The following is a 12393-nucleotide window of genomic DNA, read 5'->3' as shown; positions in this document are numbered from 1 at the left end:
GCGGGGGCGCTCCCGCTGCCGGGCCGGCGCGTCAGAGCGCGTCGGCCCCGTTGTTGCGCAGGGACTGGGCGTACTGCTGGAGGACCCAGACCTCGTTCTGCGCCGCCGCGAGGTGGTCCGGGGCGACATTGCTGCCGAGGCGGGCGAGGCTGCCCTGTACGTCGTTGATCCGGCGGTCGACGGCGCGCAGCCGGACCTGGACGAGCTGCATGCCCGCGTAGGTCTCGTCGATGGTCTTGCCGTGGAAGACCTCGACGGCGAGCTCGGTGACCAGATTGCGCACCGTGTCGTTGGGTGCCGCGTCCAGGACCTGGACCAGGTATTCGCGGGTCTCGGGCACGCCCAGCTCGGCGCCGCCGGCCTCAGCGATGCACTGCCGGACGGCGGCGTACGGCGGGGCGGTGAACTCGTCGGCCCCGTAGGCGTCGAAGGCCGGGGAGACCAGGGCGGGCTTCTGCAGGGCGAGCTTGAGCAGCTCGCGCTCGGTGCGGTGGGCGGGGCTGCGGAGGTTGAGCGCGGGGCCGGAGGGGGCGGCGGGGGGCGCCTGGACCTGCTGGTGCCGGGGGCCGCCGCGGGAGGGGGTCTGGCCGGGGCCCCGCTGGTCGCCCCGCTCGCGGGCCCAGCGGGCGAGCTGGCCGACGCGCTTGACGACGAACTGGGTGTCCAGGATGCCGAGCATGCCGGCCAGCTGGACGGCGACCTCGTGCTGCGAGGAGCTGTTCTTGATCCGGGCGACGACGGGTGCCGCCTCGTCGAGCGCGGCGCCGCGGCCGGCCGGGGTCTCCAGGTCGTACCGGCCGACGATCTGGCGGAGCGCGAACTCGAAGAGCGGGGTGCGGGGTTCGACCAGGTCGCGGACCGCCTCGTCGCCCTTGACCAGGCGCAGGTCACAGGGGTCCATGCCGTCCGGGGCGATCGCGATGTACGTCTCGGCGGCGAACTTCTGGTCGTCCTCGAAGGCGCGCAGGGCGGCCTTCTGCCCGGCCGCGTCACCGTCGAAGGTGAAGATCACCCGGGCGCTGCCGTTGTCCATCAGGAGCCGGCGCAGGATCTTGATGTGGTCGCCGCCGAAGGCGGTGCCGCAGGTGGCGATGGCGGTGGTGATCCCGGCGAGATGGCAGGCCATGACGTCGGTGTAGCCCTCGACGACCACGGCCCGGCTGGCCTTCGCGATGTCCTTCTTCGCCAGGTCGATGCCGTAGAGCACCTGGGACTTCTTGTAGATCGCGGTCTCGGGGGTGTTGAGGTACTTCGGTCCGTTGTCGTCGTCGCGCAGCTTGCGGGCGCCGAAGCCGACGACGTCGCCGGAGGTGTCGCTGATCGGCCACATCAGCCGGCCGCGGAAGCGGTCGATGGGTCCGCGCCTGCCGTCCTGGGAGAGGCCGGAGGCGATCAGCTCCTTGTCGCTGAAGCCCTGGCCACGCAGATAGCGGGTGAGGTGGTCCCAGCCGGCCGGGCTGTAGCCGACGCCGAAGTGGGCGGCGGCCGCCTGGTCGAAGCCGCGCTCGGCGAGGAACTTCCGGCCGATCTCGGCCTCGGGGCCGTCCAGCTGCTCGACGTAGAACCGGGCGGCCGCCTTGTGCGCCTCGACCAGCCTGATGCGCTCGCCGCGCTGGTGGGAGGGGTTGTAGCCGCCCTCCTCGTACCGCAGGGTGATGCCCGCCTTGGCGGCGAGCCGCTCGACGACCTCCGCGAACGTCAGATGGTCGATCTTCTGCACGAAGGCGATCGTGTCGCCGCCCTCCTGGCAGCCGAAGCAGTGGAAGAGACCCTTGCTCGGGCTGACCTGGAAGGAGGGGGACTTCTCGTCGTGGAACGGGCAGAGCCCCTTGAGGTTGCCACCGCCCGCGTTGCGCAGCTGGAGATACTCGGAAACGACGGCGTCGATCGGGACCGCGTCCCGTACCGCCTTCACATCGTCGTCATTGATCCTGCCTGCCACGGGTGAAGTCTACGGGTGGGCTACGACAGCCGTGGAGCGCGCCGATGTGATCCGTGGAACCGGTGGGACCGCGCGGACCGGCCGGGTCGGTCCGGGAGCGGCTCAGCCCAGGGGGTGTCTGATGAATGGACGCCGCGACGCCGCAGGCATTTGTCAGACAGCCCTTAGGGATTCCAGCGGCACCGACGGGTCCGCCAGCGCGTCCGGGTCGATCTGCCGGCCGGACCGGATCAGCCCCTGCACGGTCTCGGTGACGTCCCACACGTTGACGTTCATCCCGGCCAGCACCCGGCGGTCCTTCAGCCAGAAGGCGATGAACTCCCGCTTCCCCGCGTCGCCCCGGATGACCACCTGGTCGTAGCTGCCCGGCGGCGCCCATCCCGAGTATTCGAGGCCGAGGTCGTACTGGTCGGAGAAGAAGTACGGCACCCGGTCGTAGCTGACCTCCTGGCCGAGCATGGCGCGGGCCGCGGCCGGGCCGCTGTTCAGCGCGTTCGCCCAGTGCTCCACGCGCAGCCGGGTGCCGAGCAGCGGGTGCTCCACGTTGGCGACGTCACCGGCCGCGAAGATGTGCGGGTCGCTGGTGCGCAGCGAGGCGTCGACGGCGATGCCGCCGCCGACCGCGCGGGGAGCCATGGCGAGCCCGGCGGTCTCGGCGAGGGCGGTGCGGGGCGCGGCGCCGATCGCGGCGAGCACGGCGTGGGCTGGGTGCTCCTCGCCGTCGTCGGTGCGGACGGCGAGCACCAGGCCGTCCTGGCCGATGATCTCGGTGAGGCGGAGGCCGAAGTGGAAGCGGACCCCGTGGTCGCTGTGCAGATCGGTGAAGATCTGGCCGAGCTCGGGGCCGACGACCTGGTGCAGCGGGGTCGGCTCCGGTTCGACGACGGTGACCTCGGCGCCGTACCCGCGGGCCGCCGCCGCGACCTCCAGGCCGATCCAGCCGGCCCCGGCGATCACCAGATGGCCGTTGTCGCGGCCGAGTGCGGTCAGCACGTTGCGCAGCCGGTCGGCGTGGGCGAGGCGGCGCAGATGGTGGACGCCGGTCAGGTCCGTGCCCGGGACGGCGAGGCGGCGCGGCTCGGCCCCGGTGGCGAGCAGCAGTTTGTCGTAGTGGACGACGGTGCCGTCGCCGAGCTTCACGGCGCGGGCCTCCCGGTCGAGCGAGGTGACGGGCTGCCCCAGGTGCAGCTCGATGTCGGCGCCCGCGTACCAGGCGGTCTCGTGGACGAAGACGCTGTCCCGCTCCTCCTTGCCGGCGAGATAGCCCTTGGAGAGCGGAGGCCGTTCGTACGGGTGGTCGCGTTCGTCGCCGAGCAGGATCACCCGGCCGCTGAAACCCTCCGCCCGGAGCGTCTCGGCCGCCTTCGCTCCCGCCAGTCCTCCGCCCACGATGACGAACGTGCGATGTGCGTCGACCACTTGGTGCCTCCTCGGTGCTTGCTTCGCGGCGCCGCCAACTGCGAGCGTCCCGCACGCAGCGTGATGGCGAAAGAGGGTGTACCCCGATCAGGTCACACCCGGTGTCTGCGCTCCGTGAGCGACGCGTGCAGCGAGCGGGCCGAGGCGTCGGTCAGGGCGGCGATCTGGTCGACCAGGACCCGCTTGCGGGCCCTGTCGTCGCGGGCGGTGTCGAACAGCGCCCGGAACTGCGGCTCCAGTCCCTCCGGGGCGCGGGCGGTCAGGGCGGCGGCCAGCTCGGCGATGACGATCCGCTGGTCGGCGCGGATCGCCTCCTGCTCGGCGCGCTGCATGACGTAACGGTCGGCGACCGCCTTGAGCACCGCGCATTCGTTGCGGGCCTCGCGGGGGACGACCAGCTCGGCGGCGTACCGGCCGAGGCGGCCCGTGCCGTGAGCCTGCCGGGTGCTGCTCTCGGCGGCTAGGCAGAACCGGCCGATCAGCTGGCTCGTCGCGTCCTTCAGCCGGGCCTGGGCGACGGCGGATCCGTCGTAGCCGTGCGGCCACCAGTCCTGGGCGACGAGCCGGTCCAGCGCGTCGGCCAGCTCCTGGGGGTCGGTGTCCGCCGGGACGTAGCGGCCGATGGCGACCGCCCAGATCGCGTCCCGCTCCGGTTCGGAGTAGAGGCAGTCGGGGTCGATGTGCCCGGCGTGCAGCCCGTCCTCGAAGTCGTGCACGGAGTAGGCGACGTCGTCGGACCAGTCCATGACCTGGGCCTCGAAGCACTTGCGGTCCCTCGGTGCCCCCTTGCGGGCCCAGGCGAAGACCGGCAGGTCGTCCTCGTACACGCCGAATTTCGGCGAGCCGGGGTCGGTGGGGTGCTCGCCGCGCGGCCACGGGTACTTGGTGGCGGCGTCCAGGGCGGCCCGGGTGAGGTTGAGCCCGACGCTGACCAGCTCGCCGGTGCGGGTGTCGGGCACGAACCGCTTCGGTTCGAGTCTGGTCAGCAGCCGCAGCGACTGGGCGTTGCCCTCGAAGCCCCCGCAGTCCGACGCGAAGTCGTTGAGCGCCTGCTCGCCGTTGTGTCCGAACGGCGGGTGGCCCAGGTCGTGGGCGAGGCAGGCGGTCTCGACGAGGTCGGGGTCGCAGCCGAGCGCGGCCCCGAGCTCGCGGCCGACCTGGGCGCATTCGAGGGAGTGGGTGAGCCTGGTCCGGGGGCTGGCGTCCCAGGCGTGGCCGCGGGTGCCCGGGGTGACGACCTGGGTCTTCCCGGCGAGCCGCCGCAGCGCGGCGGAGTGCAGCACCCGGGCACGGTCGCGCTGGAACGCGGTGCGGCCCGGCCGTTTGTCCGGCTCGGTGTCCCAGCGCTCGGCGTCGGCCGCGCCGTAGGGGCCGGTGCCGTGGTCGTGCGTGCCGTGGTCCTGCATGCCGTGCGTGCCGTCCATGGTCCGACAGTAAACGGCCGGACCGACAAGAAGGCTCAGGCAGGCGCCCGGAAATGTCCGTTCATCAGGTTTTCACTGCGGGCACTGTGGATGGTGCGGATGGTGCGGACATGCTCTGAGAGCTGTCCGGTGGCCGGGAGCGGGCCGGCTGGGCCGGTGCGGCCTTTCGGGTTCCGTTCCGCGTGACCAGTCCGAGCTGGGTGCCGAGCTGCGCGGTGATGCGGGTCAGCAGTTGCGCCGTGCTGTCGAGGGGCAGGGACTCCTGGGCCTGGGCCGGTGCCGGCTGCGTCATGGCTCGATGGTGCGGGAGGGAGGTTGCCGCGCCGTTGCGAGCGGGTGACGGGTGGCGTGCCGCCGGGTCAGCGGGCGGGTCCGAAGAGCCGCTCGATGACGTCCGCGACCCCGTCCTCCTCGTTGCTGAGCGTGTGCGTCGGTATCGCGGCCAGCACGCTCGGGTGGGCGTTGCCCATCGCGTAGCCGGTGCCGGCCCATTCGAGGACGGTCAGGTCGTTGGGCATGTCGCCGAAGGCGATGACCTCCGCGGCTTCGATGCCGCGCCCGGCGCACAGCACCGAAAGCGTGCCGGCCTTGGTCACGCCGGACGCGCTGATCTCCAGCAGTCCGCGCCCGCCGGAATGGGTGAGCTGCACCCCGTCGACCGCCCCCGCCTCGGCCGCCGCCAGCAGTGCGTCCGCGTCGAGCCGGTCCGACCAGGCGAGGAGCTTGGTGACGGGGACATCGGCCAGCCAGAGGTCCGCGAGCGCCGGTACGGGCAGCTCGGCGCCGGCGTCCTCGGAGAGCCGCAGGCGGTAGGCCGGTTCGTACAGGATGTGGTTGCCGGTCTCCAGGGCGAAGCCGATCCCGGGCACGGCGGCGGCGAGCGCGGTGGCCACGCGGCGGGCGGTGGTGAGCGGCAGGGCACGGGAGGAGACGACGGTGCGCGTCCCGATGTCGTAGACCATCGCCCCGTTGCTGCACACCGCCGTGCCCGCGAAGCCGGCGGCGTCGGCGAGCCGGTCGACGAACCTGGGCGGCCGGGCGGTGACGAGGACGATCTCCGCGCCGGCGCTCTCGGCGGTGCGCAGGGCGCGCAGGGTGCGGGGCGAGAGGGTGCCGTCGTTGCGCAGGAGGGTGCCGTCGAGATCGGAGGCGATCAGTCGTGGACGCAGCATTGGGCGATGGTATTGGCCTGACCGCCCGGCGGTCCGCGCGGCCCCGGACCGGTGAGGCCGGACCTGAGCGGCCGTGCGGCATTCGTCCCGCCTGTCGGAGAACTCTTTCGGCCTCCGGTTCGTCCGATCAAGTGGGACGACGGAGCACGGCACGGAAAGAGGGGGCTCCCATGCGGGTGAAGTGGCCGGGACGGCAGGTGCTCGGGCGGTTGCGGCCGCGATGGCCGCGCACGCGGCGCGGGCAGCGGCGGGCCGTGCAGGGGGTGATGCTCGCGTGTGTGGCCGGGCTGGCGCCCATGACCTGGATGTACTCCGTGGCCGACGCCCGGGTCAGGACGACCGCGGACGCGCCCGCGCAGCAGGTGGCCGTGGTGTTCGGGGCGGGGCTCTGGCAGGGCAGGCCGTCGCCGTATCTCGCCAACCGGCTGAAGGCCGCCGCCGAGCTGTACCGGGACGGGAAGGTGAAGGTCGTGCTCGTGACCGGTGACAACAGCCGGAAGGAGTACGACGAGCCGGATGCCATGCGCACCTATCTCACGGAGCACGGGGTGCCGGACGAGCGGATCGTGAGCGACTTCGCGGGGTTCGACACCTGGGACTCGTGCGTGCGGGCCAAGAAGATCTTCGGGGTCGACCGCGCGGTGCTGGTGAGCCAGGGGTTCCACATCCGCCGGGCGATCGCCCTGTGCCGGACCGCGGGGATCGACGCGTACGGGGTCGGCGTGGACGCCAAGCACGACGCGACCTGGTACTACGGCGGGACGCGGGAGGTGTTCGCGGCGGGGAAGGCGGCGCTGGACGCCGTCTTCAAGCCCGATCCGCACTTCCTGGGGCCCCAGGAGACGGGGATCGGGGAGGCACTGGCGGCCGGGGAGCGGTAGACCCGCAGCCCGGGAGGGGCCCGCGACTGCGGCCCGTCCGGCCCCCGGGCCGCCCTACAGCGAGGTGACCGGAGCGGTCTCGGCCGAGACCCAGGCGAGGTAGCGGGCGCTGCCCCGTACCACCGGGACCGCGATGATCTCCGGGGTCTCGTAGTCGTGCGCCGCCTCCAGATGGGCCTCCAGTTCGTCGTACCGCTCCGCTGTCGTCTTGAACAGCAGCTGCCACTCCTCGTTGGTCTCGATGGCGTTCTGCCAGCGGTAGACCGAGGTGACGGGCGCGGAGATCTGTACGCAGGCGGCGAGCCGCGCCTCCACCGCGCCCTGCGCCAGGGCATGGGCCTTCTCCTCGCTGTCCGTCGTGGTCAGTACGGTCAGCCATGCCGGCGTCGTCACTTTCGGCTCCTGCGGGGTCGGGTGGCGGGGTGTCCCGGTACCCGTCGATTGTCGGGGACGCCGCGGCGTGGCGCAGCGCTCCCGGGTCAGGCGCCGTACGGGCGGACCGCCTTGGCCTCGCGCAGGGCGTGTCCCCACCAGACCAGCTGGTCGAGCAGCACCTTGGCCGCCGCGTCGCAGCCCGCCGGGTCCCGGTGCCTGCCCTCGTCGTCGAACAGGGCGCCCGCGTTGTGGAAGGACACGGTCTCGCGGATGCCGACGGTGTGCAGCTCCGCGAAGACCTGCCGCAGCTGCTCGACGGCGCGCAGCCCGCCGGAGACCCCGCCGTACGAGACGAAGGCGACGGGTTTGGCCTGCCACTCGTCGCGGTGCCAGTCGATGAGGTTCTTCATCGGGGCCGGGAACGAGTGGTTGTACTCGGGGGTGACGACGACGAAGCCGTCGGCCGCCGCCAGCCTGGACGCGACGGCCGCGAGCCGGGCCTGCGCGTCGGCGTCGGGCCGGAAGGAGAGCGCGACCGGGAGGTCGAGTTCCGCGACGTCGATCAGATCGGTCTCGATGTCGGGGCGGGGGCCGGTGTGCGAGAGGAACCAGTCGGAGATGACGGGGGCGAACCGCCCCTCGCGGTTGCTGGCGAGGATGACCGCGATCTTCAGGGGCGTGGTGGACGAGGGCGAGGAGGATGCTGTGGTGAGGTCCATGCCGAAAGGCTCGTATGTCAACCGAGGTTGAGGTCAAGCGACTTCCGTCGGTCCGTACCGTCGGGCGTCGCGGCTACGGTGGAGGCATGGTGACTCCCCCGCCCGCGCCCTTCCCGTACGCCGAGTTCGACGGCCGTCCGGCCACCGAGGCGGACCTGCGGATTCCGGCCTTCCTCGGCTACGGCCATTTCACGGCCATGCAGGTCAGGGACGGAAAGGTGCGCGGCCTCGATCTGCATCTGGCTCGGCTGGACGCCGCGAACCGGGAGTTGTTCGAGCGCCCGCTGGACGGGGAACGGGTCCGCGGGCTGGTCCGGCACGCGCTGGACGGTGCCGGGGCGCGGGACGCCTCGGTCCGGGTCCACGGCTATCTGCCGCCGGGTGACCCGGAGACGACCGTCATGGTCACGGTGCGCGGACCGGCCCGGAAGTCCGCCGAACCGCACGCCCTGATGTCCGTCCCGTACGCCCGTACCGTGCCGCACATCAAGCGGCCCGGGGAGTTCGGCCAGACGTACTACGCGCGGCTGGCCGCCCGCGCCGGGTTCGACGAGGCCCTGCTGACCGCGCCGGACGGCTCGGTGACGGAGGGCGCGATCACCAACGTCGGCTTCTGGGACGGGACTTCGGTGATCTGGCCGGACGCGCCGTGCCTGATCGGCATCACCATGGCGCTGCTGGAGCGGGAACTGCCGGGCGCGGGGCTGGAGTCCGTACGGCGTCCGGTGGCCCTGGACGGGCTGGGCGCGTTCCGGTCGGCGTTCCTCACCAACTCGCAGGGCATCGCGCCGGTCGGGCGTATCGACGACATGGAATTCGTGGTGGACGAGGAGCTGATGCGGCGGATCGGGCAGGCGCACGACGGCGCGCGGTGGGACACCGTCTGACGCACCCCGGCCCCGGCTGTGTACGGGGCGCGAGCTGCTGTCGGTTTGCTGAGCTCGAGTGCGTTGCAGTGAGCAGGAAGTGGGTCCTGGCGGTGGCTTCGCGGAGTGGAACGGGGGTTCTGGGGCCGAATGGGTGACCTTGGCGGCTGCTGCTCATTGGGCTGGGCAGTGGGTGTCCGGCCTTGGGGGGAGGGGGTGTTGTACGGGAGTTGGCGGCGCCGTCCGTGGTGCCCGGCCCCTGCGGGGTGGCGGTCCGGGACCGTCTCAAGCACCTCACACCCCAGGACGAGAAAGTCCTGCGTGCGGTGGGTGAGCACCAGGGGCGTCTGGCCTCGCGTGATCTGAAGGCCCGTTGTGCGGACGGTCTGGGGCACGGTGCGGAGTCCTGGGCGTCGCGGAAGCGGGGATTGACCGGGGCGTCGTCGTCGCGGATCGCGGGTGCGATCACCAAGGCCACACACGACCAATGGGCACTCGCCCGCCGCTGCCAGACCGCCCACATCCAGACACTCGAAGCCGGGATCAGGGCCCTGCGGCACCGCCTGTCCCTCCCCATCGGGCAGAAAGGCACCAGGCGGGCAGCTGGTGGCTGTCGCTCCCGGGGTGAGTGGTTCCACAAGTCCCGCCGCCTCAAAGCCCTGGAAGCCCGGCACGATGCCGCAGCCCGTGACCGGCGGACCGGACGCGTCCGGGTCGTGCGGGGCGGCAAGCGTCTATGTGCGGCGAGGGCTTTCTGGGTACGGAGCGTGCACGAACGGGCGCCATCCGCTTCCGGCCCGCTTCCCCGCCGCGCGAATCCGCCCTCACCGGGCCCGGGGGGGGTGGGCCCGGTGAGGGCGGCGGCCGGGGGCGGCCTCGTACACCGTCCCGTGGGGGGTGACAGACGTGTGCCCGGCACCCGCGAGGTCATGCGTGTGACGTGCGCCACTTTCCTCCGGGCTCCGGTCACCCGATCGGCACCGGGCGGCAGAGGGTCGGCTCCACCTGCACCGATCACCGCTGTGACCTGCACGGTCACCTCTTGGCAAGAGGGCCACGCCGGTCCGTTCGAGTGAAAGCTGACTCGGTGTCAGCAGGCATGGGTGGCGGGCGGCCCGTTAGCTCAGGGGCAGGACACACCTACTCGTGCCATCGCCGGAGGAACCCCCCATGCGTCCTGTCCGCCTAGTGACCGGTACCGCCGCATCCGCGGTCACCATAGCCACGCTCGGCTTCCTCACCGCCGGCCCCTCCGCGTACGCGGACGAGGCCGGCGCGCAGCGGATCAGCTCGGCCGATGCCGTGTCGCGGGCCACCGGGGACGAAGCCTCGGACAACGGGGCCTCGGGCGACGAGTCCGGGTCCGGGTCCGGTGCGGACACCACGTTCAGTCTGGACAACCTCTCCAACCTCATCGCGCCCTCGCTGCTCGACTCCGCCGGCGGGTTCACCGCCCCGGGCAGGGACGAGGGCACGGGCCAGGACGAGGACACGGGCCGCGACGAGGGCACGAACCAGGGCGAAGGCACGGACCGCGGCGAGAAAACGGACCAAGGCGAAGGCACGAACCAGGGCGAAGGCACGGACCAGGGCGAGAAAACGGACCAGGACGAAGGCACCGACCGCGGCGAGAAAACAGACCAGGACGAAGGCACCGACCGCGGCGAGAAAACAGACCAGGACGAAGGCACCGACCGCGGCGAGAAAACAGACCAGGACGACAGCTCCGGCGGACGCGAGAGCGGGAGCCCGTCCAAGGAAGGGGGCTCGGGCAAGCACGACGGCTCGTCCTCCGGGAACCGCCCCGATGGCCCCACCGGCCACGTCAAAACCGGAGTCGGCGGCAGCGTCCGGCCCGACACCACCCAAATCGCGGCGGGCGCCGGCGTTCTCGCCGCGACCGCCGTCGGCGGAGCCTGGCTCCTGCGTCGCCGGGCGAGCGGCACGCAGGCAGCCGGCTGACGGAGACGGATTCACGTCTCCGTACCGCCTGGTTTCCGTCCCGGTGGCCGCGCGCCACCGGGACGGGACCGTCCCCGTTCCATCACCCGGAGGACGACCGTGACCCAGAAGGCCAAGGGCTGGCTGCTGGTCATCGCAGCGCTGGCAGGCGTCTGGCTGATCCGCAACGGCGCCGGCGCCCAGCTTGTCCCGCCCCGGCCGACCGCCGCCCAGGCGTTCACCGGCGGCCCGGAGCCCCAGCCAGGATCGCCGGTCGCCGAACCCCTGAGGCCTTCCGCCCCCGTGCGCATCCGCATCCCCAGCATCCGGGTGGACGCCCCGGTGATGCGTCTCGGCCTGGGGACGGACGGCAGTCTCGACGTGCCCCCGGCCGGCAACCGCAACATCGTCGGCTGGTACCGGGACGGCACTCCCCCGGGCTCCAAGGGCAGCGCGATCGTCGCCGGCCATGTGGACAACGCCCAGGGCCGGTCGGTCTTCTACGACCTGGGCGCCCTGCAGAAGGGCAGCACGGTCGAGGTGGTCCGCCAGGACGGGCGCACCGCCGTCTTCTCCCTGGACGCGATCGAGGTCTACGAGAACAAGGACTTCCCCGACAAGCGGGTGTACGGCGCCGCCTCCTTCGCCTCGCTGCGGCTGATCACCTGCGGCGGCGGCTTCTCGAAGGAGACGGGGTACCAGGGCAATGTGGTGGCGTACGCGCATCTGACCGCCGTCCACTGAACCCGGTTGCCGGGCACGGGCCGTTCAGGCCGTCCACTGGTCGAAGCCCAGCTTCGCGACCAGCGAGAACACCACGACCAGCAGCACGCCGCGGACGAACTCGCTGCCCTTGCGCAGCGCCATCCGCGCCCCGATGAGCCCGCCCGCCAGGTTGAACACCGCCATCAGCGCGGCCAGTTGCCACAGCACGCTGCCCTGGTAGGCGAACATCGCCAGCGCGCCGCCGTTGGTGCAGACGTTGACGATCTTGGCGGTGGCGGACGCCGTCACCAGGTCGAGGTGGAGCACCGCGGTCAGCGCCAGCACCAGGAACGTGCCCGTGCCGGGGCCGAACAGCCCGTCGTAGAAGCCGATTCCGCCGCCGACCAGCACGATCGCGGTGACGGTGCGGGCCCGGGTGACCCGCTGCCGCGCACCGTCGTCCGTGTCCTTGCCGAACGAGGGCCGCAGCATCACGAACGCCGCGACGGCCAGCAGCACCACCATGATCACCGGCCGGAGCACCTCGCTGCTGATCCCGGCGGCGAAGAACGCGCCGGCCATCGATCCGGCCAGCGCCGCGAGCCCGATCCGCAGCGCGGTCCCGATCTTCACCGGCGCCTTGCGTACGTACGTCACGGCCGCCCCCGACGTACCGACGATCGCGACCGCCTTGTTGGTGCCGAGCACCTGCGCGGCCGGGACGTGCGGCAGGCCGAGCAGCAGCGCGGGCAGCAGAAGCAGTCCGCCGCCGCCGACCACCGCGTCGATCCAGCCCGCCGCGGCCGCCGCGAGACAGAGGATGATCAGAGTGGTGAGCGCTATGTCCGGCATGATCATGACCTTATGGACACGATCTGCGCGCCGTCCAACGTCCTCGGCCGGATCACAGAAAAGTTGAGCGACTCCTGAGGTTCACGCGCCCCCCGCA

12 protein-coding genes and 1 pseudogene are annotated in these 12393 nt (G+C 72.1%); 5 read left to right on the top strand and 8 right to left on the bottom strand.

Going from position 1 to position 12393, the window contains the following annotated elements:
• Positions 1–31 precede the first annotated feature (31 nt).
• From dnaG to ACFYY7_RS01750, 5 genes are all read right to left on the bottom strand, one after another.
• On the bottom strand, positions 32–1942 hold the full coding sequence (gene dnaG / locus ACFYY7_RS01770; protein ID WP_388655728.1) for a DNA primase: 1911 nt from the start codon (positions 1940–1942) through the stop codon (positions 32–34).
• A 153-nt stretch (positions 1943–2095) separates the two neighbouring features.
• The gene (locus ACFYY7_RS01765) at positions 2096–3361 is read right to left on the bottom strand and encodes an NAD(P)/FAD-dependent oxidoreductase (protein WP_388655726.1); all 1266 of its coding nucleotides are present in this window, start codon (positions 3359–3361) and stop codon (positions 2096–2098) included.
• A gap of 92 nt (positions 3362–3453) precedes the next feature.
• Positions 3454–4785: a deoxyguanosinetriphosphate triphosphohydrolase gene (locus tag ACFYY7_RS01760; protein ID WP_388655724.1), complete on the bottom strand. Its 1332-nt coding sequence runs from the start codon at positions 4783–4785 to the stop codon at positions 3454–3456.
• A gap of 64 nt (positions 4786–4849) precedes the next feature.
• A complete protein-coding gene (locus ACFYY7_RS01755; protein ID WP_388655722.1) occupies positions 4850–5077 on the bottom strand; it encodes a hypothetical protein in 228 nt (75 codons plus the stop codon).
• A gap of 67 nt (positions 5078–5144) precedes the next feature.
• Entirely contained in the window at positions 5145–5942 is a 798-nt protein-coding gene (locus tag ACFYY7_RS01750) for a Cof-type HAD-IIB family hydrolase (protein WP_388657080.1), read from the bottom strand.
• Positions 5943–6127: 185 nt separating this feature from the next.
• Here ACFYY7_RS01750 and ACFYY7_RS01745 point away from each other — a divergent pair, with 185 nt between their 5' ends.
• On the top strand, positions 6128–6838 hold the full coding sequence (locus tag ACFYY7_RS01745; protein WP_266733182.1) for a vancomycin high temperature exclusion protein: 711 nt from the start codon (positions 6128–6130) through the stop codon (positions 6836–6838).
• Between the two features lie 54 nt (positions 6839–6892).
• Here ACFYY7_RS01745 and cutA read toward each other — a convergent pair whose 3' ends face one another.
• Both cutA and ACFYY7_RS01735 read right to left on the bottom strand, forming a co-directional pair.
• Positions 6893–7231 carry a divalent-cation tolerance protein CutA gene (cutA, locus tag ACFYY7_RS01740; protein WP_388655720.1) on the bottom strand — a complete coding sequence of 113 codons (339 nt, stop codon included), beginning with the start codon at positions 7229–7231 and terminating at the stop codon, positions 6893–6895.
• Positions 7232–7317: 86 nt separating this feature from the next.
• Positions 7318–7932, bottom strand: a complete 615-nt coding sequence (locus ACFYY7_RS01735; RefSeq protein WP_388655718.1) for an NADPH-dependent FMN reductase — start codon at positions 7930–7932, stop codon at positions 7318–7320.
• A gap of 86 nt (positions 7933–8018) precedes the next feature.
• Here ACFYY7_RS01735 and ACFYY7_RS01730 point away from each other — a divergent pair, with 86 nt between their 5' ends.
• From ACFYY7_RS01730 to ACFYY7_RS01715, 4 genes and pseudogenes are all read left to right on the top strand, one after another.
• Positions 8019–8819: an aminotransferase class IV family protein gene (locus ACFYY7_RS01730; RefSeq protein WP_388655716.1), complete on the top strand. Its 801-nt coding sequence runs from the start codon at positions 8019–8021 to the stop codon at positions 8817–8819.
• Positions 8820–8980: 161 nt separating this feature from the next.
• Positions 8981–9547 (top strand): annotated as a pseudogene (locus ACFYY7_RS01725) (IS200/IS605 family accessory protein TnpB-related protein); the annotation flags it as partial.
• A gap of 421 nt (positions 9548–9968) precedes the next feature.
• Positions 9969–10760 carry a hypothetical protein gene (locus ACFYY7_RS01720; RefSeq protein WP_388655714.1) on the top strand — a complete coding sequence of 264 codons (792 nt, stop codon included), beginning with the start codon at positions 9969–9971 and terminating at the stop codon, positions 10758–10760.
• Positions 10761–10859: 99 nt separating this feature from the next.
• Positions 10860–11483, top strand: coding sequence for a class F sortase (locus tag ACFYY7_RS01715; protein ID WP_388655712.1), 624 nt, complete (start codon positions 10860–10862; stop codon positions 11481–11483).
• Between the two features lie 24 nt (positions 11484–11507).
• Here ACFYY7_RS01715 and ACFYY7_RS01710 read toward each other — a convergent pair whose 3' ends face one another.
• On the bottom strand, positions 11508–12296 hold the full coding sequence (locus ACFYY7_RS01710; RefSeq protein WP_383709920.1) for a sulfite exporter TauE/SafE family protein: 789 nt from the start codon (positions 12294–12296) through the stop codon (positions 11508–11510).
• Positions 12297–12393: the final 97 nt, after the last annotated feature.

The organism is Streptomyces sp. NPDC001933, assembly GCF_042890955.1.
Taxonomy (GTDB): Bacteria; Actinomycetota; Actinomycetes; order Streptomycetales; family Streptomycetaceae; genus Streptomyces.
This window is presented reverse-complemented; position numbering and strand designations above follow the sequence as displayed.

Bases quoted from the DNA above. Each gene is read 5' to 3' on its own strand.
- ACFYY7_RS01760 (WP_388655724.1), bottom strand. From the start codon at position 4,785: ATGGACGGCACGCACGGCATGCAGGACCACGGCACGCACGACCACGGC.
- ACFYY7_RS01755 (WP_388655722.1), bottom strand. From the start codon at position 5,077: ATGACGCAGCCGGCACCGGCCCAGGCCCAGGAGTCCCTGCCCCTCGAC.
- ACFYY7_RS01745 (WP_266733182.1), top strand. From the start codon at position 6,128: ATGCGGGTGAAGTGGCCGGGACGGCAGGTGCTCGGGCGGTTGCGGCCG.
- ACFYY7_RS01735 (WP_388655718.1), bottom strand. From the start codon at position 7,932: ATGGACCTCACCACAGCATCCTCCTCGCCCTCGTCCACCACGCCCCTG.
- ACFYY7_RS01730 (WP_388655716.1), top strand. From the start codon at position 8,019: ATGGTGACTCCCCCGCCCGCGCCCTTCCCGTACGCCGAGTTCGACGGC.
- ACFYY7_RS01720 (WP_388655714.1), top strand. From the start codon at position 9,969: ATGCGTCCTGTCCGCCTAGTGACCGGTACCGCCGCATCCGCGGTCACC.
- ACFYY7_RS01710 (WP_383709920.1), bottom strand. From the start codon at position 12,296: ATGCCGGACATAGCGCTCACCACTCTGATCATCCTCTGTCTCGCGGCG.